This window comes from Bacillus sp. R86525 (genome assembly GCF_042466195.1).
GTDB classification, from domain to species: Bacteria; Bacillota; Bacilli; order Bacillales; family Bacillaceae_G; genus Bacillus_A; species Bacillus_A nitratireducens.
Map to the genome: position 1 here is coordinate 1312379 of NZ_JAXHPX010000007.1, position 23687 is coordinate 1336065.

At 36.9% G+C, this 23687-nt stretch carries 23 protein-coding genes and 1 pseudogene; 22 read left to right on the forward strand and 2 right to left on the reverse strand.

Translation table 11 applies throughout. The features are described 5' to 3' along the window. Positions 1–211 precede the first annotated feature (211 nt). The 5 genes and pseudogenes from recN to SJY24_RS09400 form a co-directional block, all read left to right on the forward strand. Positions 212–1951 (forward strand): DNA repair protein RecN, encoded by a 1740-nt coding sequence (recN, locus tag SJY24_RS09380; protein ID WP_377864471.1) that lies wholly within the window; start codon positions 212–214, stop codon positions 1949–1951. Positions 1952–2069: 118 nt separating this feature from the next. After that, positions 2070–3362, forward strand: coding sequence for a SpoIVB peptidase (spoIVB, locus tag SJY24_RS09385; RefSeq protein ID WP_377864472.1), 1293 nt, complete (start codon positions 2070–2072; stop codon positions 3360–3362). 287 nt (positions 3363–3649) lie between these two features. After that, positions 3650–4444 (forward strand): sporulation transcription factor Spo0A, encoded by a 795-nt coding sequence (gene spo0A / locus SJY24_RS09390; RefSeq protein WP_000411416.1) that lies wholly within the window; start codon positions 3650–3652, stop codon positions 4442–4444. A 419-nt stretch (positions 4445–4863) separates the two neighbouring features. Next, entirely contained in the window at positions 4864–5220 is a 357-nt protein-coding gene (locus SJY24_RS09395; RefSeq protein ID WP_377864473.1) for a hypothetical protein, read from the forward strand. A 38-nt stretch (positions 5221–5258) separates the two neighbouring features. Next, positions 5259–5486, forward strand: a pseudogene (locus SJY24_RS09400) (DUF6241 domain-containing protein); the annotation flags it as partial. 149 nt (positions 5487–5635) lie between these two features. On the opposite strand, the gene SJY24_RS09405 reads toward SJY24_RS09400, so the two are convergent. Then, a complete protein-coding gene (locus SJY24_RS09405; protein WP_001247671.1) occupies positions 5636–5782 on the reverse strand; it encodes a YycC family protein in 147 nt (48 codons plus the stop codon). A gap of 50 nt (positions 5783–5832) precedes the next feature. On the opposite strand from SJY24_RS09405, the gene SJY24_RS09410 reads away from it, so the two are divergent. Then, a complete protein-coding gene (locus SJY24_RS09410; protein WP_377864474.1) occupies positions 5833–6561 on the forward strand; it encodes a glycerophosphodiester phosphodiesterase in 729 nt (242 codons plus the stop codon). Between the two features lie 52 nt (positions 6562–6613). Here the strand turns inward: SJY24_RS09410 and SJY24_RS09415 are convergent, their stop codons facing one another. Further along, positions 6614–6847, reverse strand: coding sequence for a DUF2627 domain-containing protein (locus SJY24_RS09415; protein WP_001190193.1), 234 nt, complete (start codon positions 6845–6847; stop codon positions 6614–6616). Positions 6848–6984: 137 nt separating this feature from the next. Between SJY24_RS09415 and SJY24_RS09420 the strand changes: the two genes are divergently transcribed. The 16 genes from SJY24_RS09420 (at position 6985) to SJY24_RS09495 (ending at position 23661) form a co-directional block, all read left to right on the forward strand. Continuing rightward, the gene (locus tag SJY24_RS09420) at positions 6985–9057 is read left to right on the forward strand and encodes a sigma 54-interacting transcriptional regulator (protein ID WP_377864475.1); all 2073 of its coding nucleotides are present in this window, start codon (positions 6985–6987) and stop codon (positions 9055–9057) included. A gap of 195 nt (positions 9058–9252) precedes the next feature. After that, entirely contained in the window at positions 9253–10152 is a 900-nt protein-coding gene (gene yqiS, locus SJY24_RS09425; protein WP_377864476.1) for a phosphate butyryltransferase, read from the forward strand. 35 nt (positions 10153–10187) lie between these two features. After that, positions 10188–11288: a leucine dehydrogenase gene (locus SJY24_RS09430; RefSeq protein WP_377864477.1), complete on the forward strand. Its 1101-nt coding sequence runs from the start codon at positions 10188–10190 to the stop codon at positions 11286–11288. 87 nt (positions 11289–11375) lie between these two features. Beyond that, positions 11376–12479, forward strand: coding sequence for a butyrate kinase (gene buk, locus SJY24_RS09435; protein WP_377864478.1), 1104 nt, complete (start codon positions 11376–11378; stop codon positions 12477–12479). Positions 12480–12483: 4 nt separating this feature from the next. Next, on the forward strand, positions 12484–13905 hold the full coding sequence (lpdA, locus tag SJY24_RS09440; protein WP_002033960.1) for a dihydrolipoyl dehydrogenase: 1422 nt from the start codon (positions 12484–12486) through the stop codon (positions 13903–13905). Positions 13906–13932: 27 nt separating this feature from the next. After that, positions 13933–14934 carry a 3-methyl-2-oxobutanoate dehydrogenase subunit alpha gene (gene bfmBAA, locus SJY24_RS09445; protein ID WP_000852549.1) on the forward strand — a complete coding sequence of 334 codons (1002 nt, stop codon included), beginning with the start codon at positions 13933–13935 and terminating at the stop codon, positions 14932–14934. A 13-nt stretch (positions 14935–14947) separates the two neighbouring features. Then, positions 14948–15931 (forward strand): 3-methyl-2-oxobutanoate dehydrogenase subunit beta, encoded by a 984-nt coding sequence (bfmBAB, locus tag SJY24_RS09450; protein WP_000290071.1) that lies wholly within the window; start codon positions 14948–14950, stop codon positions 15929–15931. 15 nt (positions 15932–15946) lie between these two features. After that, a complete protein-coding gene (locus tag SJY24_RS09455) occupies positions 15947–17266 on the forward strand; it encodes a dihydrolipoamide acetyltransferase family protein (protein WP_377864479.1) in 1320 nt (439 codons plus the stop codon). A gap of 340 nt (positions 17267–17606) precedes the next feature. Next, the gene (locus SJY24_RS09460) at positions 17607–18785 is read left to right on the forward strand and encodes an FtsW/RodA/SpoVE family cell cycle protein (RefSeq protein WP_000831174.1); all 1179 of its coding nucleotides are present in this window, start codon (positions 17607–17609) and stop codon (positions 18783–18785) included. Between the two features lie 106 nt (positions 18786–18891). Next, a complete protein-coding gene (locus tag SJY24_RS09465) occupies positions 18892–19596 on the forward strand; it encodes a DUF421 domain-containing protein (RefSeq protein ID WP_002067069.1) in 705 nt (234 codons plus the stop codon). Positions 19597–19669: 73 nt separating this feature from the next. Beyond that, positions 19670–20134 carry an NUDIX hydrolase gene (locus SJY24_RS09470; protein WP_377864480.1) on the forward strand — a complete coding sequence of 155 codons (465 nt, stop codon included), beginning with the start codon at positions 19670–19672 and terminating at the stop codon, positions 20132–20134. A gap of 123 nt (positions 20135–20257) precedes the next feature. Beyond that, a complete protein-coding gene (locus tag SJY24_RS09475; protein ID WP_377864481.1) occupies positions 20258–20665 on the forward strand; it encodes a YjdF family protein in 408 nt (135 codons plus the stop codon). A gap of 143 nt (positions 20666–20808) precedes the next feature. Continuing rightward, positions 20809–21222 carry a BrxA/BrxB family bacilliredoxin gene (locus tag SJY24_RS09480; protein WP_002015097.1) on the forward strand — a complete coding sequence of 138 codons (414 nt, stop codon included), beginning with the start codon at positions 20809–20811 and terminating at the stop codon, positions 21220–21222. Positions 21223–21470: 248 nt separating this feature from the next. Then, on the forward strand, positions 21471–22250 hold the full coding sequence (locus SJY24_RS09485) for a transporter substrate-binding domain-containing protein (protein ID WP_377864482.1): 780 nt from the start codon (positions 21471–21473) through the stop codon (positions 22248–22250). A 36-nt stretch (positions 22251–22286) separates the two neighbouring features. Further along, positions 22287–22946 (forward strand): amino acid ABC transporter permease, encoded by a 660-nt coding sequence (locus tag SJY24_RS09490; RefSeq protein ID WP_002015099.1) that lies wholly within the window; start codon positions 22287–22289, stop codon positions 22944–22946. Continuing rightward, positions 22939–23661: an amino acid ABC transporter ATP-binding protein gene (locus tag SJY24_RS09495; RefSeq protein WP_098498701.1), complete on the forward strand. Its 723-nt coding sequence runs from the start codon at positions 22939–22941 to the stop codon at positions 23659–23661. The genes SJY24_RS09490 and SJY24_RS09495 overlap by 8 nt, the downstream gene beginning before the upstream one ends. Positions 23662–23687 lie beyond the last annotated feature (26 nt).

Here is a 23687-nt window from a genome sequence, read left to right on the forward strand (position 1 = left end):
ATTGGTTAAAAATATGAATTATTAAATGCAATATAATATTTTCTTTAAATAAAGTTAGAAAATAGGTGGATTGACCCGTAAAACGAATGTTTGGTACAATGGAGCGGGTTAGATGAGTAATTTATACATATTATAGTATAACTATTTGAATGAAGAGTACTTAAAAAAAGCCCTTAGTAGGGGATTAGTTTATAACGAGGTGAATGGGGCATTGTTATCGGAATTATCGATCAGAAACTTTGCTATTATTGAAGCATTAAATATTTCTTTTCAAAAAGGTTTAACCGTTTTAAGTGGTGAAACAGGAGCCGGAAAATCGATTATTATTGATGCGATTAGTTTGCTTGTTGGCGGCCGTGGTTCAGCGGAGTTTGTTCGATATGGAACAGAAAAGGCTGAAATAGAGGGTTTATTTTATGTAGAAGATGATAAGCATCCATGTATCGCAAAGGCAGAAGAATTAGATATAGAAATAGAAGATGGCATGATTATTTTAAAACGTGATATTGCTGCGAACGGAAAAAGTGTATGCCGTGTAAATGGGAAGCTTGTTACACTTAGTATATTAAAAGAGATTGGAAAAACGCTTGTTGATATACATGGACAGCATGAAACGCAAGATTTAATGAATGAAGAGCGTCATATGTTTATGCTAGATCATTTTGATGGAGATCGTATTGTTAAACAATTAGACATATATCAGAACGTATACGGAGACTATGAAAAATTTAAAAAACAGCTGAAATCTTTAAGTGAAAATGAACAACAAATGGCTCATCGTCTAGATTTAATTCAATTCCAACATGAAGAAATTCGTAAGGCAGATTTAAAAATGGATGAAGAATATGAATTGACTGAGGAACGATTGAAAATATCCAATTTTGAAAAGATTTATAAAGCGTTAGGGGATGCGTATCGTTCGTTGAGTGGGGACAGCCAAGGGTTAGATCATGTAAGGAATGCAATGAGCCAAATGGAGAGTATTACGCATTTAGATGAGGCGTATCAAGAAAGCCATGATTCAATTGCAAATAGCTATTACTTATTAGAAGAAGTTGCATATCAGCTTAGAGAAAAGTTAGATATGATGGAATATGATCCGAAACGTTTAGATGAAATTGAAACACGGTTGAATGAAATCCGTATGTTAAAGAGAAAGTATGGAAATACTGTAGAAGAGATTTTAGCGTATGCTGATAAAATTGAACAAGAAATTTTTACAATTGAAAATAAAGACGTACATATTGAAACGACGAGAAAGCAGCTAAAGGAATTAGAAGGTGTTATCTTAAAAGAAGCAACGTTGTTAAGTGATATGCGTCATGAACTGGCAGACCATCTTACAAACGCTATTCATCAAGAATTAAAAGAATTATATATGGAAAAAACGAAATTTGAAGTGAGAATAATGAAGAGGGAAGGAAATGCAGAAGAACCTCTTGTAGAAGGAACACCGGTGAAACTTACGGCGGATGGTTACGATCACGTGGAGTTTTATATTTCAACGAACCCTGGTGAACCGTTAAAGCCACTCTCAAAGGTTGCTTCTGGCGGAGAATTATCTCGTATTATTTTGGCTTTAAAAAGTATTTTTTCTAAGCATCAAGGTGTTGCTTCAGTTATTTTTGATGAAGTAGATACAGGTGTGAGTGGTCGGGTTGCACAGGCTATTGCGGAAAAAATCTATCGTGTATCGGTAAACTCGCAAGTACTTTGTATTACGCACTTACCTCAGGTAGCTTCAATGGCGGACTCGCATTTATTTATTAGAAAACAAGTGGCGAATGATCGGACGATTACATCTGTTACGGTGCTAAGTACGGATGAAAAAGTAACAGAAATTGCTCGGATGATTTCTGGTGTAGAAATTACAGATTTAACGACAGAACATGCGAAAGAGTTACTTACGCAAGCACATCATTTCAAACAGACAGCAGAGGCTATCCAGTAATGGATAGCTTTTTTTCTCAAATAATGATTTCTTAATTCTTCCGGTTATAAATAAAGCACTGCAAGGAGAGATTAAAAAGTGAAGCCAAGAGGCTGAATGTGGGGTAGGAGCGAGGAGAGTGAACAAATTGAAATTAGAAAGATTTCGAAAAATAATAGGTCTTTGTCTCCTTGTTTCTTTAGTTTTTATTGGATGTTTTAAACCGCTTCGAACGTTTATTTCATCCCCAAAGCAACTTGTTGTTTTTGAAGGACAACAATCAGAAATAGCATCATTACCAGTTTTTAAGGCTTCATCTACAAATCGTAATGTATTTACAGTAAGTTCAAATGAACAAGAGCTTATGGTGAATTCTCACCAAAATGGTGAAGCTGATATGGTGTTTCAAATCGCTGGTTTTCCAGTGAAAAAAGTAAATGTAAAAGTATTAAAAGATTTTAAAGTTATCCCCGGTGGACAATCGATTGGTGTGAAATTGAACACAAAAGGTGTACTTGTTGTAGGCCATCATTTAATTCAAACTGAAAAGGGTAAAGTATCTCCTGGTGAAACAGCTGGTGTACAGATTGGGGATATGATTACTGCAATTAATGGGAAAACAATTGAAAGAATGAGTGATGTAGCACCATTTATTCATAATAGTGGAGAAACAGGTGAACCGCTTAATCTTGTTTTGCTAAGAGATGGAAAATACATTCGCACTAAGTTAACACCACAAAAAGACAGTGGGGAATCGTCTTATCGTATTGGTTTATATATTCGTGACTCGGCAGCTGGAATTGGAACAATGACATTTGTTCATCCGGATTCCATGAAATACGGGGCACTTGGTCATGTCATTTCTGATAATGATACAAAAAAGCCAATTCAAGTAGAAGATGGACAAATTATGCGCTCGACCGTAACCTCTATTGAAAGAGGAAGTCACGGGAATCCAGGAGAAAAATTAGCAAGATTTTCACCGGATCGTGAAGTGATTGGTAATATTACAGTAAATAGCCCGTATGGTATTTTCGGGAAATTAAATACAAATATGACAAACGGCATAATGGATAAAGCAATGCCTATCGCATTATCCCATCAAGTAAAAGAAGGGCCAGCGAAAATATTAACAGTTATTGATCAAGATAAAGTTGAAGCGTTTGATATTGAAGTTGTTAGTACGGTACCACAAAAGTTCCCAGCTACAAAAGGTATGGTTATAAAGGTGACAGACAAACGTTTACTAGCAAAAACGGGTGGCATTGTACAAGGGATGAGTGGAAGTCCGATTGTACAAAATGGGAAAGTAATTGGTGCTGTTACACATGTATTTGTAAATGATCCAACGTCAGGATACGGTGTTCATATTGAATGGATGTTACATGAGGCTGGAATTAATATTTATGATCAAGAGAAAAAAGCGAGCTAATGCATATTAGCTCGCTTTTCTATTGAAAAATTCGTTGAAATTTTGTAAAAGCTCCGCAAGAGCTGTTTTTTGTTGTAAAATATAAGAAAAGGGTTGAACGTTTCGTTGTAATTCTATGATGGAATGTGTTGCGAAAGAAAGTAAATGGGCGATAAATATATTTTTTTGTGTTTTTATCGGAAAGTAAGAAACTTTAAAAGGGAATTTTCACACAATTGTCGAACAATTCATGTAGCCTAGAAGCTTACACATGTCGGAAGAATCGATTCGGTAAGGGAGGAAAAACTGTGGAGAAAATTAAAGTATGTCTTGTGGATGATAATAAAGAATTGGTATCAATGCTAGAGAGCTATGTTGCTGCTCAGGATGATATGGAAGTAATCGGAACTGCTTACAATGGTCAAGAATGTTTAAACTTATTGACAGACAAGCAGCCTGATGTACTCGTTTTAGACATTATTATGCCACATTTAGATGGTCTAGCTGTGCTAGAGAAAATGCGACATATTGAAAGGTTAAGACAACCTAGTGTTATTATGTTGACAGCATTTGGACAAGAAGATGTGACGAAAAAAGCGGTTGATTTAGGTGCATCATATTTCATATTAAAACCATTTGATATGGAGAATTTAACGAGTCATATTCGTCAAGTGAGTGGTAAGGCAAATGCTACCATTAAACGTCCATTACCATCTTTCCGATCAGCAACAACGATCGATGGAAAACCGAAAAACTTAGATGCGAGTATTACAAGTATCATTCATGAAATTGGTGTACCTGCTCATATTAAAGGGTACATGTACTTACGAGAAGCAATCTCTATGGTGTACAATGATATCGAATTACTAGGATCTATTACGAAAGTATTATATCCAGATATCGCAAAGAAATATAATACAACAGCAAGTCGTGTCGAGCGCGCAATCCGTCACGCAATTGAAGTGGCTTGGAGCCGTGGGAATATTGATTCTATTTCGTCCTTATTTGGTTATACAGTATCTATGTCAAAAGCAAAACCTACGAATTCTGAGTTCATCGCAATGGTTGCGGATAAGCTAAGACTTGAACATAAGGCTTCTTAAATGTTGATATAACAGTATCTGACGCGAATTTAACGTTAGAGAACGTTGAGCAATAAATATCTTTGACTGATAAATAACACGGTCATTTGGGTGATAAACACCGTTCTTTTGGTAGTTACTAAAACTATCGAGAGGGCGGTGTTTTTTGTCTGATTTCGAATTTTAAATCGAAAATTTTATGTTGTATTGCATGTCGAAGAATCTTTCGGTCAAGACTTTGAAAAGTTAAGAACAAACACTTAAGTTGTTTTCAGCGTACATAAAGAAAGAATTTGATAATTGGTACTGCTTATATGTAGCATACAAAATAAAATGAAATGAAATGGGGTACTAAAAATAAGGCGCAATTTGGATTGGAGTAAGGACAGCTTACCGATTTTTGTTTGTGCTATAATCGGTAATAATAAGGGGGCTGACTTATGGGAAATATACTAATCGTTACATTTATTCAGGAACGGATAGCGGACGCATTTAATTTTTCTACTGACCCTATGGATAGTGAAGAACTGGACAGGGACGTATTATTTGAAATGTTAATTGCAATGAATGACATAGACCCTTCTTTTCAATTGGACGACATTATAAAAGAAGCGGAAAAGGTAGGCATGACCGCTGAAGAGGTACACATGGTTGCTATGGAAGTGTGTGACGCATATAAAAGACTAATAGAACTTGTTAAAAAGTCGCCTGAAAGGGTTACGGATGGTTTACTAGAATCATACTTGAAATACGCAGATAACGGGCAGCGTGCAAAATCAAAGACGATGTTAAATTAAGGACACCATAACGGGTGTCTTTTTTATTTGATAAAGTTGAGCAAAAATGGGGAGCAATCCCGATGTCTAAAGAGAATGCTGAAAGATGGATAAACAAAGACTTTAGTAAAGTTGTGGACGATCATAACTACTTTGGGAAGCTGCAAGGTGGTAATATCGGAAAAGCCACAGGAGTTATGAATACGCTAGAAGAGCAAATTTTTTACTTAAATAATTTGGGAGATGGAGTAACAGGTGAATTACATAAATCTGGAGACCTTCAATAGGTTAGTGGAACTTAAAATTTACGATTTGTAGAAAAAAGCTTCTCTATAGAGGCTTTTTATTTTGTTGTTTCCCACATTCATAATTTTAGTGGGTAAGTTATCCGTGATATAATAGATGATAATAAAAAGCCCTGCAAAACAGGACTATATTATTCTTCGTCTTTATTTTGTTTTTCTAATTCAACTAACTTTTGGATTAAAATATGCTGTGGCATATGCATAAGTTGTTCAAGTGGAACACCTAACGCTTTTGATAGGCGGACTGCAGTGTCTGGAGAAATTTGTAATGGTCTCATAGAAGTACCTCCTTTTTCGTATAGTATAGCATAAGATTGGGGGAGTGAGGATGACTCTTATATTTGCACATCGTGGTGCAGCGGGAACATATCCGGAAAATACAATGATTTCATTTGAAGCGGCGGAGGCTTTCGGAGCAGATGGAATTGAACTCGATGTTCAATTCACGAAAGACGGAAAAGTTGTCGTCATTCATGATGAAACGGTGGATCGGACAACAAATGGAAAAGGTGCGGTTCGAAATTATTTATATGAGGATTTATGTAAGTTGGATGCGAGTTATAAATTCGGTGATAAAGTAGGTTTTTGCAAAATACCTCTTCTAGAAGAGGTATTAGAATGGCTCGCAAAAACGAAATTGATACTCAATATTGAACTGAAAAATAATAAAATCCCATACAGAGGTTTAGAAGAAGAGGTTATAACACTTGTACGTAAGTTTAGTCTAGAGGATCGGATTGTGTTTTCTTCTTTTAATCACTACAGTATGAAGCGATGTCATATGATGGCTCCTGATATTCAAACAGCTATTTTGTATCGTGAAGGTTTGCATAGCCCGTGGGCATATGCGAAAAAGATGGGTGCTACTGCAGTACATCCGAATTATCGTTATCTTCAAGATGCTATCGCTGAATTAACGATGGAAAGTGGTGTGGAGGTTCGCCCTTACACGATAAATGAAGAAGCGCTTATGCGTAAATATTTTGATATGAATATATCAGCGATTATTACTGATTATCCTGAAACAGCAAGAACTTTATTACCGATAAAAAAATGAGACCTAATATAATGGTCTCATTTTTTTATTTATGATATGTGAAAACATTATTTTATCTTCTGAAGCGTGCTTGTACTTTATTTCTCTTACGATCTCTGTGTAAGACGAAGCCGCCGAAGATATAAAACCCGAGTGCGAAGCAAAGAGCGCCGATTAAAAATTGTAACCATAATATAGGGATTGGGGAGAACAAAATCCCGAATACAGTATCTCTCATTAGTTTAATACCAAGCACGGCTAATGAAATGGGGATGAGTGCTAATAATAGAGCGAGATAACGCTGCATACATAACGCTCCTTTTCAGATTATTTTGTGTATTTTAATGATGTTATATGGAATGGGGGTTTGTCAAGAGGTTGCTGAACGAGTAAGATAAGAATGTGAAAAATTTTGCAGAGATACTTCGAGAGGAAGTGTAATGTATGAAACAAAAAGTGTTAATTGTTGGAGCAGGTGAAGGTGGGAGTATACTGCTGAGTCTGTTGCAAAATTCGAATATATTTCAAATTATAGGGGTTATTGATATTAATCCAATTGCGAAAGGATTACAAATCGCAAAGGAATATGGGGTTCCGATTGGTGATAGTGTAACTCCGTTTCTTTCTATGCATATTGATGTAATGTTTGATATGACAGGTGATTATGATTTACATAAAGTTTTATTGGGAAGTAAGCATAAAGATACTCTTCTTATACCAGGGGATATTGCGAAAATTGTTACGAGATTAGCGCATGAGAAGGAAGGCTTGATCGGACAGCTAGAGGAACAAACGCAACAAGGGAATTTAATTTTAAATTCAACGCATGACGGTATGATTGTTATAGACCAAGAGGGACAAGTTCGTCTGTTTAATAAAAGTGCAGAGCGTATTATCGGATATAAGAAAGAAGAGGCGATAGGAAAATATATTTTAGAAGTTATTCCAACGAGTAAGTTGCTTCGTATTATACGCACGAAAAAAATAGAAGTGAATCATGAACTGACGTTAGAGAATGAAAAAAAGATTATTACAACGCGTATTCCGATATTAAAAGAAGGTGGAGAGGTTCAAGGGGCATTTGCGATTTTTAAAGACATTACAGAAGTTGTAGATTTAGCGGAAGAAGTTACAGACTTAAAAGAAATTCAAACGCTACTTGAGGCGATTATTAACTCATCTGAGGAAGCAATTTCGGTTGTTGATGAGAAAGGAAGAGGACTAGTTATAAACCCTGCTTATACGAAGTTAACGGGTTTGACGGAAGAAGATATTCTTGGGCAGCCAGCTACAACTGATATTGTAGAAGGTGAAAGTATGCATATGAAAGTACTTCGGACGCGCCGAGCAGTACGAGGGATACATATGAAGATTGGGCAAAAAAAGCGAGATGTAATTGTAAACGTAGCGCCGGTTATTGTTGATGGAATATTGAAAGGAAGCGTCGGGGTAATTCGCGACGTGTCAGAAATTCAAAAGTTAACAAATGAGTTGAATAGGGCAAGGCAAATTATTCGAACGTTAGAAGCGAAATATTCATTTGATGATATTGTTGGCGATTCAGATGAAACGACGGCAGCTATTGAACAAGCAAAACTTGGAGCGAATACGCCAGCAACGGTATTACTTAGAGGGGAATCGGGTACAGGGAAAGAGTTGTTTGCACACGCTATTCATAATGGTAGTAATCGAAAATACAATAAGTTCGTCCGAGTAAACTGTGCTGCTATTTCCGAGACGTTATTAGAAAGTGAATTATTCGGTTATGAGGAAGGTGCGTTTTCTGGAGCGAAAAGAGGCGGAAAACGTGGATTCTTTGAGGAAGCGAATAACGGCAGTATCTTTTTAGATGAAATAGGGGAACTATCTGCAAATACACAAGCGAAACTCCTTCGCGTGTTGCAAGAAAAAGAGATTGTAAAAGTTGGTGGAACGAAAGCGATACCTATAAATGTCCGGGTAATTGCAGCAACACATGTGAATTTAGAAAAGGGCATTCTACAAGGAGAGTTTAGAGAGGATTTATATTATCGATTAAATAAAATTCCGATTCAAATTCCGTCTCTTCGTCAGCGAAAAGGAGATATACCGGCAATTGCAGACAGATTGATTCAAAAAATTAATCAAGATTATGGTCGTAATGTAGAAGGACTCACTGATTCAGCCATTTCGTATTTACAATCATATGAATGGCCAGGAAATGTTAGGGAACTTGAAAATATTTTAGGGCGAGCTATTATTTTTATGAATTATAACGAGATATATATTGACGTACATCATTTACCGCCTTTACATAAAGAAGAACAAGTAGAGACGAAACGAAATAATTTATTACCTGAATTAGAAGAGAAGGCCCTTGAGGACCTAGTGGCAGAATTTGAGGGGAATATTATCCGTGAATATTTAGATAAATTTGATGGGAACAAAACGAAGACTGCAAAAGCGTTAGGAATTTCAGTTCGAAACTTATATTACAAGCTAGAAAAGTACGACTGTGCAAAAAATAGCATGCAATAAATTGCGTACCGTGCAATTTGTTGCATGGTATACAAAAAGCGACAAAACAAGACAGAATATTGCGTTGTTTTCCAAAGTATTGATTTTACTGCGTTTTGAATGCGTTTTCATTATTGGTAAGACCACTTTTAAAAGTTGGCACGGTATTTGCTTAATGAATAGACGAGGGACGACGGAAAGGGTTGATTACAAAATATGAAGTTAGAACATTTAATTGATCAAGCGGCAGGACAGCCTAAAAAAACTGTGGCTGTAGCAGTAGCTGAAGATCATGAAGTAATTGAAGCTGTAGAGAAGGCAACTCAACTACAGCTAGCTCAATTTCGTCTATATGGAAATCAAGAGAAAATAATAGGGATGCTACAAGAGCATGGATTACAAACTTCAGAACATATTGAAGTGATTGCAGCAACGTCAAGTGCTGAGGCTGCAGAACTTTCTGTTAAAGCTGTAAGAAATGGCGAAGCAGATGTGCTTATGAAGGGGAACATCCCAACTGCAAATATTTTGAAAGCCGTATTAAATAAAGAGTGGGGACTTCGTAAGGGCAGCGTACTTTCACACGTTGCGGCGTTTGAAGTTCCAAATTACGATCGTCTTATTTTTGTTACAGATGCAGCGATGAACATTGCACCTGATGTAACACAAAAAGCTGCTATTATACAAAATACTGTAGAAGTTGCCCGGGCAATAGGAATAGATTTGCCGAAGGTAGCGCCAATTGCAGCGGTAGAGGTTGTTAATCCTGCGATGCAAGCGACAATTGATGCAGCGATGTTAACTCAAATGAATCGCCGCGGACAAATTAAAAATTGTGTCGTTGATGGACCACTTGCTTTAGATAATGCAGTATCACAAATTGCAGCAGAACATAAAGGCATAGTAAGTGATGTAGCAGGTAAGGCAGACATTTTACTCGTCCCAACGATTGAAGCTGGAAATGTGCTATATAAATCACTCGTCTATTTTGCAAATGCAAAGGTAGGAGCGATGATTGCAGGCGCTAAAGCACCGATTGTTTTAACATCACGTGCTGATTCAGCAGAAACAAAAGTATATTCATTAGCATTGGCAGTTGCGACTGCTTCAAAATAAACCAAATAGGGTAAAACAATTAGGGGGAAACGACAATGACATTAGAAATCTTCGAATACTTAGAAAAATATGATTATGAGCAAGTGGTATTTTGTCAAGATAAAGAATCTGGTTTAAAAGCAATCATCGCAATCCATGATACAACACTTGGACCAGCTCTTGGTGGAACAAGAATGTGGACATATGATTCTGAAGAAGCGGCGATTGAAGATGCATTGCGTCTTGCAAAAGGGATGACATACAAAAATGCAGCAGCTGGTTTAAACTTAGGTGGTGCAAAAACAGTAATTATCGGTGATCCACGTAAAGATAAAAGCGAAGCGATGTTCCGTGCATTAGGACGCTACATTCAAGGACTAAACGGACGTTACATTACAGCTGAAGATGTTGGTACAACAGTAGATGATATGGATATTATCCATGAAGAAACTGACTTTGTAACAGGTATTTCACCTTCATTCGGTTCTTCTGGTAACCCATCTCCAGTAACTGCATACGGTGTTTATCGTGGTATGAAGGCAGCTGCAAAAGAAGCGTTCGGTACAGATAACCTAGAAGGAAAAGTAATTGCCGTTCAAGGTGTTGGTAACGTAGCATATCACCTATGCAAACATTTACACGCTGAAGGAGCAAAATTAATCGTAACAGATATTAATAAAGAAGCTGTACAACGTGCAGTAGAAGAGTTCGGTGCATCAGCAGTTGAGCCAAATGAAATTTATGGTGTTGAATGTGATATTTACGCACCATGTGCATTAGGTGCAACAGTTAACGATGAAACTATTCCACAACTTAAAGCAAAAGTAATCGCAGGTTCTGCAAATAACCAATTAAAAGAAAATCGTCACGGCGACCTCATTCATGAAATGGGTATTGTATACGCACCAGACTATGTTATTAATGCAGGTGGCGTAATTAACGTAGCAGACGAATTATATGGATACAATAGAGAACGTGCACTAAAACGTGTTGAGTCTATCTATGACACAATTGCAAAAGTAATCGAAATTTCAAAACGCGATGGCATAGCAACTTATGTAGCAGCAGATCGTCTAGCTGAAGAGCGCATTGCAAGCTTGAAAAACACTCGTAGCACATACTTACGCAACGGTCACGACATTATTAGCCGTCGCTAATCATTCATATATAACTTTTACAAAAGGTGTGGTTACCTCTTATGAGGTTTCCACTTCCTTTTGAATTTATTAGTGGAGGTAGCAACATTGTCCTTAAATCGAATTCTTGTTATTAATCCGGGTAGTACATCCACAAAAATTGGTGTTTTTGATAATGAAAGACCCGTTTTAGAAGAAACTATTCGTCATGACGAAGAACAAATTGGAAAATATAAACGAATTATCGATCAATATGAGTTTCGTAAAGAAACGATTTTAGAAGTTCTACATTCTCACGGTATTAACATTTCAAAATTGAACGCTGTTTGTGGACGTGGTGGATTACTTCGCCCAATCGAAGGCGGTACGTATACAGTAAACGGTTCAATGTTAGAAGATTTAAAAAATGGATTTAGTGGTCATCACGCTTCAAATCTTGGAGGCATTTTGGCTTATGAAATTGCTTCTGGATTAAACATTCCGGCATTCATTGTGGACCCTGTCGTTGTAGATGAAATGGAGCCGATTGCTCGTATTAGCGGTATTGCTGGTATGGAACGTAAAAGTATCTTCCATGCATTAAACCAAAAAGCAGTTGCTCGTAAAGTGGCTGAACAATTAAATCACAAATATGAGGATTTAAATTTATTAGTTACACATATGGGCGGAGGCATTACAGTTGGTGCTCATAAAAAAGGAAAAGTTATCGATGTTAACAATGGCTTAAACGGAGAAGGACCATTTAGTCCAGAACGTGCTGGTACAGTACCAGTAGGACAACTAGTTGAAATGTGTTTCTCTGGTGAGTATTACCGAGACGAAATGGTTAAAAAACTTGTTGGACAAGGTGGACTTGTAAGTCTTATCGGTACAAACGATGCAATTAAAGTAGAACAAATGGTTGAAAAAGGTGATCCTGAAGCAACGCTTATTTATAAAGCAATGGCATATCAAGTTGCAAAAGAAATTGGCGGAGCTAGTGCTGTACTTCACGGGAAAATCGATGCAATCGTATTAACTGGTGGACTTGCATACAGTAAAATTCTTGTCGATGAAATAAAAGAACGTGTTGACTGGATTGCAGATGTTATTGTACATCCAGGAGAAGATGAGTTACAAGCATTAGCAGAAGGAGCACTTCGTGTATTACGTGAAGAAGAAGCGCCGAAAGAGTATGTTGTAAGAGAAAAACAAACAGTAGCTAGGGGTTGAGATAATGGCAAGAGAATATGATTTAGTCATCGTTGGCGGCGGTACAGGTGGATATGTTGCTGCTATTCGCGCGTCACAACTAGGATTAAAAACAGCACTTGTTGAAAAAGAAAATCTTGGTGGTACTTGTTTGCACAAAGGATGTATTCCTAGTAAAGCTCTTTTACGTAGTGCGGAAGTATACGCAACTGCTAAAAAAGGAGAAGAGTTCGGAGTTATTGCAAGTAATGTAGAACTAAACTTTGCTAAAGTACAAGAGCGTAAAGAGAAGATTGTAACGCAGCTTCATAAAGGTGTTCAGCATTTAATGAAACAAGGTAAAATTGATGTGTTTGAAGGTATTGGCCGTATTCTTGGCCCATCTATTTTCTCTCCAATGCCAGGGACAATTTCAGTTGAACTTGCAAGTGGAGAAGAGAATGAAATGTTAATTCCAAAAAATGTACTTGTTGCAACAGGTTCTCGTCCAAATTCATTACCAGGATTAGAGTTAGACGGAGAGTATGTAATGTCTTCAGATCATGCTTTAAAAATGGAAACGCTTCCTAGTTCAATCATTATTGTTGGTGGCGGTGTAATTGGTATTGAGTGGGCATCTATGCTTGCTGACTTCGGTGTAGAAGTTACTGTATTAGAATATGCGAAAAACATATTACCACTAGAAGATAATGACGTTTCAAAAGAAATGCAACGTCTATTCAAGAAAAAAGGTATTAAAGTGGTAACTGGTGCAAAAGTATTACCAGAAACATTGGTAAAAGATAATGGAGTAACAATTCAAGCTGAACATAACGGTGAGAACAAAGCATTTAAAGCAGAAAAAATGCTTGTATCTGTAGGAAGACAAGCGAATACGCAAAATATGGGCTTAGAGAACACAGATATTGTTGTGGAAAAAGGATACATTCAAACAAATGAGTTTTATCAAACGAAGGAATCTCATATTTACGCAATTGGAGATGTAATCGGTGGCTTGCAACTTGCCCACGTTGCTTCTCATGAAGGAATTGTTGCAGTAGAACATATCGCTGGTAAAGAAGTTACACCAATTGATTATTCTATGGTATCAAAATGCGTATATAGCAGTCCAGAAGTTGCTTCTGTAGGCTTAACAGAACAAGAAGCGAAAGAAAAAGGCTATAAGTTAAAAGTAGGTAAGTTCTCATTCCGTGCAATCGGAAAGGCGCTTGTATACGGAGAATCAGATGGATTTGTAAAACTTGTAGTTGATGAAGAAACAAATGACATTCTTGGTGTTCATATGATTGGACCACATGTAACAGATATGATTTCTGAAGCTGGTCTTGCAAGAGTACTTGATGCAACACCTTGGGAAGTAGCACATACAATTCATCCGCATCCATCATTATCTGAGGCGATTGGTGAAGCAGCATTAGCTGTAGATGGAAGAGCGTTACACGCATAAAAATGTGGATTTAGGAGGTTATGAAAAATGGCAGAAGTAAAAGAAAAGCGCCATGAAGAGCTTGGCTTAAGTGATGAGCAAGTATTAGAAATGTTCCGTACGATGTTGCTTGCACGTAAAATCGACGAACGTATGTGGTTATTAAACCGTGCAGGTAAAATTCCATTCGTAATTTCTTGTCAAGGACAAGAGGCTGCACAAGTTGGAGCAGCGTTCGCTCTTGATAGAGAGAAAGATTATGCATTACCATACTACCGTGATATGGGTGTTGTACTAGCGTTTGGTATGACAGCTAAAGAGCTTATGTTATCAGCTTTCGCGAAAGCTGGAGATCCAAACTCTGGTGGTCGTCAAATGCCTGGTCACTTCGGTCAAAAGAAAAATCGTATTGTGACAGGTTCATCTCCAGTAACAACACAAGTACCACATGCAGTTGGTATTGCACTAGCTGGAAAAATGGAGAAGAAAGATCTAGTAACGTTCGTTACATTTGGAGAAGGTTCTTCAAACCAAGGTGACTTCCATGAAGGGGCAAACTTTGCTGGTGTACACAAACTACCTGTTATTTTCATGTGTGAAAATAACAAATATGCAATCTCTATTCCGGTTGAAAAACAATTAGCATGTAAAAACGTATCAGACCGTGCAATTGGTTACGGTATGCCTGGATATACAATAGACGGAAACGATCCGCTTGCAGTATATAAAGCTGTAAAAGAAGCAGCAGACCGCGGCCGACGTGGTGAAGGCCCAACTTTAATTGAAACAGTATCATATCGTTTAACAGCACATTCTAGTGACGATGATGATCGTGTTTATCGTGATAAAGAAGAAGTAGAAGAAGCAAAGAAAAAAGATTCAATTATAACATTTGCGGCTTATTTAAAAGAAGCTGGCGTGTTAACTGAGGAATTTGAAAAACAAATGTTAGACGAAATTATGCATATCGTAAATGAAGCAACAGAATATGCAGAAAATGCTCCGTATGCAGCACCTGAAGATGCATTGAAGCACGTATACGCAGAATAGGGGGGAACGTTTCATGGCTGTAATGTCTTATATTGATGCTATTACATTAGCAATGCGCGAAGAAATGGAACGCGATGAGAAAGTATTCGTTTTAGGAGAAGATGTTGGTAAAAAAGGTGGCGTATTTAAAGCGACACACGGATTATATGATCAATTTGGTGAAGATCGTGCGCTTGATGCACCGCTTGCAGAATCTGCAATTGCTGGGGTAGCAATTGGTGCGGCAATGTATGGTATGCGTCCAATCGCTGAAATGCAGTTTGCTGATTTCATCATGCCAGCAGTAAACCAAATTGTTTCTGAGGCAGCAAAAATTCGTTATCGTTCTAACAACGATTGGACTTGTCCAGTTACAATTCGTGCGCCATTCGGCGGGGGTGTTCACGGTGCATTGTATCATTCACAATCTGTAGAAGCGATGTTTGCAAACCAACCAGGTTTAAAAATTGTTATCCCTTCTACACCATATGATGCAAAAGGCTTATTAAAAGCAGCAATTCGTGATGAAGATCCAGTATTATTCTTTGAGCATAAACGTGCATATCGCTTAATTAAAGGTGAAGTGCCAGAAGATGACTACGTATTACCAATCGGAAAAGCAGATGTAAAACGTGAAGGTGATGATATTACTGTTATCACTTACGGATTATGTGTTCACTTTGCTCTTCAAGCAGCTGAGAAATTAGCACAAGATGGCATCTCTGCACACATTCTTGATTTACGTACTGTGTATCCATTAGATAAAGAAGCAATCATTGAAGCTGCTTCTAAAACAGGTAAAGTTCTTCTTGTAACAGAAGACAATAAAGAAGGAAGCATTATGAGTGAAGTGGCAGCAATTATTGCTGAAAATTGTCTGTTTGATTTAGATGCACCAATCGCACGTCTTGCAGGCCCAGACGTTCCGGCAATGCCATATGCACCAACAATGGAAAAATTCTTTATGGTAAATCCAGATAAAGTTGAAAAAGCAATGCGTGAACTTGCGGAATTTTAATCGGGGGGACTATACATGGCTGTAGAAAATATTACAATGCCTCAGCTCGGGGAGAGCGTTACAGAGGGCACAATTAGTAAATGGCTCGTTAATGTTGGCGATCACGTAAATAAGTATGATCCGCTTGCAGAAGTAATGACTGATAAAGTAAATGCAGAAGTACCATCTTCTTTCACTGGTATTGTGAAAGAGTTAATCGCTGGTGAAGGTGATACGTTAGCTGTAGGTGAGGTTGTTTGTGTTATTCAAGTAGAAGGCGCAGATGAAGTAGCAGCAACAGCTGTTGAGGAAAAAACAAAAGAAGAACCAAAGGCAGAAGTAGCTACGCCTGAAAAAGCACCGAAAGCAAAACAACCAACTGATGGAAAACCACGTTTTTCACCAGCTGTGTTAAAACTTGCGGGTGAGCATAACGTTGATTTAGATCTAGTAGAAGGTACAGGATCAAATGGCCGTATTACTCGTAAAGATATTTTAAAGCTAGTGGAATCTGGAAATATTCCGCAAGCTGGTGCGAAAAAAGAGGAAGTTGTTGCAGTAGCAGAACGTCCAGAAGCACCAAAATCAGCGGCAGTAGCACCGGTAGCGCAGAAAGTAGAAGCTTCGAAACCAGTTTCTGTACCGACAATGCCTGGAGATATCGAAATTCCAGTAACAGGTGTGCGTAAAGCAATTGCAGCGAATATGTTACGTAGTAAACATGAGGCGCCACACGCTTGGATGATGATTGAAGTAGATGTGACAAACCTTGTGTCATACCGTAATACAATTAAAGGCGATTTCAAAAAGCGCGAAGGTTTTAACTTAACGTTCTTTGCTTTCTTCGTAAAAGCAGTAGCACAAGCGTTAAAAGAATATCCTCAAATCAATTCAATGTGGGCTGGCGATAAGATCGTTCAGAAGAAAGATATTAACCTTTCTATCGCTGTTGCAACAGAGGACGAACTATTTGTACCAGTAATTAAACACGCGGACGAGAAGACGATTAAAGGTATCGCTCGTGAAATTACAGAGCTTGCAGGAAAAGTACGTACGAAATCGTTAAAAGCGGACGAAATGCAAGGCGGAACATTTACAATTAATAACACAGGATCATTCGGTTCTGTTCAATCTATGGGTATTATTAATTACCCACAAGCGGCTATTTTACAAGTTGAATCAATTGTAAAACGCCCAGTAATTATGGATAATGGTATGTTCGGTGCTCGCGACATGGTTAACTTATGTTTATCACTTGATCACCGTGTACTAGATGGCTTAATTTGTGGTAAGTTCTTAGGACGTGTAAAAGAAATTTTAGAAAATACGTCAGAAAACAATACATCTGTATATTAATAAAAAGCTCGCTTATGCGAGCTTTTTATCATCTTATTTCTTCATCTGCATCCTACTATATGTACAAAACTTTTCCCAGTAATCTTACAATGAACGATTATGTATTAGGAATTTACGAAAATACATTGCTGATATATGGTATATAGATATAAAATAAGAAAAGAATAATTTTTTTGGCAAATCTTACTGATGAAACTGTAGTATAATATATTGTATTGTATGAAAAAGAGAGTTATTCTATATAAGTGTTTTATAGATAATGTGTAATCAGTCGTCAAAACATGAAGAATGTTGACTCCTGGTTTTTTATTTTGCTGTAACAATGTTTCAGGAGGATGTCATGAAAAGAAGTACCGAGTTTCTAAAAAGTTTAGATGTAAAATTAATTTTAATTTTGTGTGCATTTTGTGTTATAAGTATAACTGCTATATATAGCAGTCAGCAAACCGGACAGTATGGAGATGCAAACTTTGCTATGAAGCAGGGAGTTAACTACATAATTGGGGTTGTATTGTTACTTCTTGTTGCTAGCATCGACTTAGATCAGTTGCAAAAATTGTCTTGGCCGCTTTATATTGCTGGGTTTGCTTCACTTATTCTTTTGAAAGTATTACCACCATCAGGTTTCACACCTGAAAAGTTAGGGGCAAAAAGGTGGTTCGTTTTTCCAGTACTTGGACAAATTCAGCCATCCGAGTTTTTCAAAATCGCATTGCTTCTTGTAGTAGCAAGTATAGCAGTGAAGCATAATGCACAGTATATGGCAAGGACATTCCAAACGGATTTAAAATTAGTAGGTAAAATTATGCTAGTATCCCTCCCGCCTATGGCCGTTGTATATAGCCAACCGGATACAGGTATGGTGTTCTTATATGCAGCAGCTATCGCATGTATTTTATTTATGTCAGGAATTCAAAAGAAATTAATTGCGTTATGTACAGTCATTCCGGTGACCATATTGTCTACATTAATATTTATATTTGTAAAATATCCAGATTTCTTCTTTAATAAATTAGTTACTTTGTTAAAACCTCACCAACAATCACGTATTATAGGTTGGCTAAATCCATTTGAGAATGCAAATGAAGGCTATCAAACACAGCAATCGATTTTAGCTGTAGGTAGTGGAGGTATGGAAGGAAAGGGATTTGGCGAAGGGAATGTCTATATCCCGGAGAAGCATACTGACTTTATTTTCGCTACAATTGCCGAAGAAGGTGGATTTATAGTAGCGGCGTTAGTTGTATTCTTGTTCCTATTACTTCTATATCGAACAATTATCATCGGCTATTCTGCTGATAATTTATTCGGTACATTATTATGTGCTGGATCTATAGGTATATTAACAGTTCAAATATTCCAAAACATCGGTATGATCGTTGGATTAATGCCTGTAAAAGGGATTGCATTACCTTTCTTATCGTATGGGGGAAGTTCCTTATTCTCGAATATGATTATGATGGGGCTCATATTGTCCGTACGGAAAACGTATAAAAAATATATGTTTTCAGTTAAGTAAAAAAGCTAGTTCGTGTAAAAACGAACTAGCTTTTTTACATATATGCCCTTAAACGTTGCAAACTAAGACAGAATAGCAGTTTGAGACGGGTAAGGAGTGCAAAGTGATGCATATGCATATTTTTGAAGGGGCACGGCATCTATCTAATAGTGAATGGGTTATTCGAGCTATCATAGCGTACATATTTTTAATATTAGTTGCGAAAGCGATGGGACAAAGGTCCATCGCACAACTTCGTTTTTTAGATGTCGTATTAGTATTATTGCTTGGTGGGAATATTTCTAACGCATTATCTGATGAAAAAGTGGGGTTACTCGGCTCGATGATTACAACGTTCATACTCGTTGTACTTCACATTATAAGCTCAGTCTTAATGTTGAAATGGGATAGATGGAGACGCTTTTTAGAGCCAGCACCTATTATTCTTATACACAATGGTTCCATTGATTTTAGCAATTTGAAAAAAGCGAGAATTACGGTGGAATATTTATTTTCGGAAATTCGTATGCGAAATGTGAGCGATATTCAAACGATTAAATTAGCATTGTGGGAAGCGAATGGTGTTGTTTCTATATTTCAGTATCCAGAATATGAAGCAGTTTCGCGGCTTGATCTGAAAGTGGCGGGAAGAAGATCTCCAGTTTCCTTTGTATTAGTAAAGGATGGGAGGATTCAGCAAGATGTTCTAGCTTTAGTAGGAAAAACAGAAGAGTGGGCGAAAGAGTGTTTAGAGAAGAGTGCAGAAATAGAATCCATTATGTTAGCTACAGTAGATGAAGCGCATAAAATAAATGTTTTGTTAAAAAAATGAAAAACATACGCATTTTGTCGTTTCATACATATGATACAATAGTGTGGACAATGAAAAAATGGGAGGTGTTTCCATGGGATATGTAGAGGAATTAAGAAAAGTAGTTGGTCATCGCCCTTTAATTTTAGTTGGTGCTGTTGTACTCGTTATAAATGAAAATGGATATGTATTATTACAGCAACGAACAGAGCCGTACGGAAAATGGGGGCTGCCTGGCGGGCTCATGGAACTTAGTGAATCACCAGAAGAAACAGCTTACCGCGAAGTATATGAAGAGACAGGGATAGAAGTGAAGAACTTACGATTAATCAATGTGTTTTCTGGAGCGAACTACTTTACAAAATTAGCAAACGGTGATGAATTTCAATCTGTAACGACAGCCTATTATACGGATGAATACGAAGGGGATTTTGTTATGAATAAAGAAGAAGCGGTTCAGCTTAAATTCTTTCAAGTAACAGAACTACCTGACTATATTGTAGGATCACATAAAAAAATGATTGCTGAATATATGAAGATTATGGAAAAAAATATATAATAATAGTGAAAGAAATACAAAAACACAGCTCTGGTTGGTAGTCCAGACACATGATTTCATGTCAGTAACCTTCCCCCTCCGGGATGTCCTGTATTCCTAATTTTTTAAAAGGAGGGGCTGTCAATGGATTTGACAGTATATCACGATGGTCAATTTTTTGTAGGAATTATTACGCATAAAGAAAAAGAGAAATTGTATGGAGCAAGGTATATTTTTGGGATGGAACCTTCAGACGAGGAAGTACTTATATTTGTGAATGGTCCGATGTTAGCATATTTCCAGCACTTTGCAAAATGCGGTGTGGAAGTTAAAGAAAAACAGCGTCCAAAAAATATAAAGCGTATCATACGACAAGCGGCAAAAGAAGTAAATGTAAAACGTTTTACAAAGGCGCAAGAAGCAATTAGTTTATCTTATGAACTGCATAAACAAGAAAAGAAAGTGCAGTCTAAGGAGAAACGGGAAGCTGAAAAGCAGAGAAAACGTTTTATAAAAGTACAAAAAGCAAAGCAAAAACATCGTGGTCATTAAAGAAAAGGTGTTAGAGCAGGGCTCTAACACCTTTTCTATGCTGAAATACAAGTAAACTTACTTGTATTCTCTAAACATTAACTGGTAAGATACAAATAGGTAGAATTAGAGGAGGGAAAAGATTGATTAACTTTAACTTTTTTATGAATGATGTTGTTCGTCAAGCGCGTGAGGAGATCGTCTCTGCGGGATATACAGAATTGACGACACCAGAAGCAGTTGAAGAAGCATTTAAAAGAAATGGTACAACACTTGTAATGGTAAACTCTGTATGTGGCTGTGCAGGTGGCATTGCTCGCCCTGCTGCTGCACATTCCGTACATTATGATAAACGTCCTAACCACCTTGTAACGGTATTTGCGGGGCAAGATAAAGAAGCAACAGCAAGAGCTCGTGAATATTTTGAAGGGTATCCACCTTCATCTCCATCATTTGCTTTATTGAAAGATGGAAAAATTGTAACGATGGTAGAACGTCATGAAATTGAAGGTCATGAACCAATGCAAGTAATTGCAAAACTACAATCTTACTTCGAAGACAATTGCGAAGAACTATAAGGAAGAGAAAAAGCGGTACGTTCACGAATAAGTGGACGTACCGCTTTTTTATTTAGTTTTTATAATGGTTAGACATGCATAGGGTTGTAGTTTTATGCATGTTTTTATGCATCTAAAACGAACTTAATAATGTTTTTTCGTTTATTTTTATTTTAAATATTGCATAAAAATAAAAGTGCTGATACAATACAAACATCGAATAAATATTCTATTAAACTTTTAAATATACATTATTAGGGGGAAGAAAGATGAAGAAGTTATTATCAATATCGTTTGCACTTATTTTAATTGTAAGTATATTCAGTGCTTGTAGTAATGGGGAAGAAAAGGCTGCTGGAAAAAATAAAAAAGTACTCGTTATGGGGACTTCAGCAGACTATAAACCGTATGAATACGTGGAAGCTTCAAAAAGTGATGAAATTATCGGCTTTGATGTTGATATTGCAAAATATATCGGAAAAGAACTTGGGTATGAAGTAAAAGTGAAAGATATGGATTTTGGCGGATTATTAGCATCTCTTAATTCAGGAAAAGTTGATTTCGTTATGGCAGGTATGACGCCAACTGCAGAGCGTAAAAATAATGCTGATTTCACAGATATATATTTTGTTGCTAAAAATATGATCGTTTCAAAAAAGGGCTCTAATATTAAATCGTTAGAAGATTTAAAAGGGAAAAAAGTAGGGGTGCAAACAGGATCAATTCAAGAAGAAAAGGCAAAAGAATTTCAGAAACAAGTCGATTTCAAAGCTGAGGGACGTGACCGTATACCAGAAATCGTACAAGAAATTAAAGCTGGTCGTTTTGACGCTGCAATTATAGAAGACACGGTTGCAAAAAATTATTTAGAAAAAATGAAAGAACTACAAGGAATTGAAATTCAAGAAGCACCAGAAGAAGTAGGTGCAGCAATTGCTCTTTCAAAAAATAGTGATAAAACAGAAGAATTTAATAAAGTAATTAAGAAAATGCAAGAAAATGGAGAGATGGATAAATTAGTTAAGAAATGGTTTGGCAGCGGAAAATAAGCTGCCTTTCACTTTTCTGTGAGGGGAATGAAAAGGATGAATTTGGATTTTTCGGCAATTACGCCTTCAATACCATATATATTAAAGGGCTTAGAAGTTACATTAAAAATTGTAGCTGCATCAGCTTTAGCAGGATTTATTTTAGGGACGTTATTAGCACTTTGCAAAATTGCTAGAATACGAGCATTAAATATTGCAGCAGATATATATACTTCAATATTTCGTGGTACACCACTAGTATTGCAATTAATGATTATTTATTTCGGTGTTCCGCAAATGATTGGATATGAGATACCAGCCTTTTTAGCAGCTGTACTTGCATTTAGTTTAAATTCAGGTGCATATATGTCAGAAGTAATTCGTGCCGGCATTCAAGCGGTTGATAAAGGACAAACAGAAGCAGCTATGGCTTTAGGGATTCCTTACGGGAAAATGATGAAAAATATTATTTTTCCTCAAGCTTTAAAAAATATATTACCAGCACTTGTAAATGAATTTGCGACTCTTACGAAAGAATCGGCTGTAGTAACTGTAATTGGAGCCACAGATTTAATGCGCCGTGCTTATATTGTAGGCGGTGAAACGTTTAAATATCTTGAACCATTATTGTTTGTTGGACTTATTTATTATATGTTAGTCATTATTCTTACATTAGTCGGGAAAGCCATTGAAGGGAGAATGAAGAAAAGTGATTAAAGTTGAAAACCTTCATAAGTCATTTGGAAAAAATGAAGTATTAAAAGGAATTACAACAACGATTGAAAAAGGAGAAGTTGTTGCAATTATCGGACCGTCTGGATCTGGAAAGTCAACGTTTTTACGCTGTATGAATGTACTAGAAGCACCGACAAATGGTCATATTTGGATTGGAACGGAAGAAGTAACGAATCCGAAAACAAATATTATGCACGTTCGTGAAAATGTCGGAATGGTATTTCAACATTTTCACTTATTCCCTCATATGACTGTATTAGAAAATATTACGTATGCTCCTATCAATGTAAAAGGAGTAACGAAGCAAGTGGCTGAGAAAAAGGCTCAGGAACTTTTGGATAAAGTAGGACTGCTTGATAAGAAAGATTCATATCCAAATCGTCTTTCAGGGGGACAAAAGCAACGTGTAGCAATAGCGAGAGCGTTAGCGATGGAACCGGAAGTTATGCTATTTGATGAACCGACATCTGCACTAGATCCAGAAATGGTGAAAGAAGTATTAGAAGTTATGAAATCATTAGTTACGACAGGAATGACGATGGCAATCGTTACGCATGAAATGGGATTTGCAAAAGAAGTAGCAGACCGCGTTCTCTTTTTAGATGGTGGAAAGCTTGTAGAAGATAGCAATCCCGAAGAGTTTTTCACAGCACCAAAAAGTGACCGTGCAAAAGAATTTTTGCAAAAGATATTGTAATATGTGAAGGGTACGTGAATAATAAG

What these genes read in the sequence shown, in the direction of transcription:
- SJY24_RS09395 (WP_377864473.1), top strand. Translation starts at nt 4,864, where the DNA reads ATGGGAAATATACTAATCGTTACATTTATTCAGGAACGGATAGCGGAC.
- SJY24_RS09410 (WP_377864474.1), top strand. Translation starts at nt 5,833, where the DNA reads ATGACTCTTATATTTGCACATCGTGGTGCAGCGGGAACATATCCGGAA.
- SJY24_RS09470 (WP_377864480.1), top strand. Translation starts at nt 19,670, where the DNA reads ATGGGATATGTAGAGGAATTAAGAAAAGTAGTTGGTCATCGCCCTTTA.
- SJY24_RS09475 (WP_377864481.1), top strand. Translation starts at nt 20,258, where the DNA reads ATGGATTTGACAGTATATCACGATGGTCAATTTTTTGTAGGAATTATT.
- yqiS (WP_377864476.1), top strand. Translation starts at nt 9,253, where the DNA reads ATGAAGTTAGAACATTTAATTGATCAAGCGGCAGGACAGCCTAAAAAA.
- SJY24_RS09490 (WP_002015099.1), top strand. Translation starts at nt 22,287, where the DNA reads ATGAATTTGGATTTTTCGGCAATTACGCCTTCAATACCATATATATTA.
- SJY24_RS09455 (WP_377864479.1), top strand. Translation starts at nt 15,947, where the DNA reads ATGGCTGTAGAAAATATTACAATGCCTCAGCTCGGGGAGAGCGTTACA.
- SJY24_RS09430 (WP_377864477.1), top strand. Translation starts at nt 10,188, where the DNA reads ATGACATTAGAAATCTTCGAATACTTAGAAAAATATGATTATGAGCAA.
- SJY24_RS09415 (WP_001190193.1), bottom strand. Translation starts at nt 6,847, where the DNA reads ATGCAGCGTTATCTCGCTCTATTATTAGCACTCATCCCCATTTCATTA.
- lpdA (WP_002033960.1), top strand. Translation starts at nt 12,484, where the DNA reads ATGGCAAGAGAATATGATTTAGTCATCGTTGGCGGCGGTACAGGTGGA.
- SJY24_RS09405 (WP_001247671.1), bottom strand. Translation starts at nt 5,782, where the DNA reads ATGAGACCATTACAAATTTCTCCAGACACTGCAGTCCGCCTATCAAAA.
- SJY24_RS09485 (WP_377864482.1), top strand. Translation starts at nt 21,471, where the DNA reads ATGAAGAAGTTATTATCAATATCGTTTGCACTTATTTTAATTGTAAGT.
- SJY24_RS09420 (WP_377864475.1), top strand. Translation starts at nt 6,985, where the DNA reads ATGAAACAAAAAGTGTTAATTGTTGGAGCAGGTGAAGGTGGGAGTATA.
- SJY24_RS09460 (WP_000831174.1), top strand. Translation starts at nt 17,607, where the DNA reads ATGAAAAGAAGTACCGAGTTTCTAAAAAGTTTAGATGTAAAATTAATT.
- SJY24_RS09465 (WP_002067069.1), top strand. Translation starts at nt 18,892, where the DNA reads ATGCATATGCATATTTTTGAAGGGGCACGGCATCTATCTAATAGTGAA.
- SJY24_RS09480 (WP_002015097.1), top strand. Translation starts at nt 20,809, where the DNA reads ATGAATGATGTTGTTCGTCAAGCGCGTGAGGAGATCGTCTCTGCGGGA.
- bfmBAA (WP_000852549.1), top strand. Translation starts at nt 13,933, where the DNA reads ATGGCAGAAGTAAAAGAAAAGCGCCATGAAGAGCTTGGCTTAAGTGAT.
- bfmBAB (WP_000290071.1), top strand. Translation starts at nt 14,948, where the DNA reads ATGGCTGTAATGTCTTATATTGATGCTATTACATTAGCAATGCGCGAA.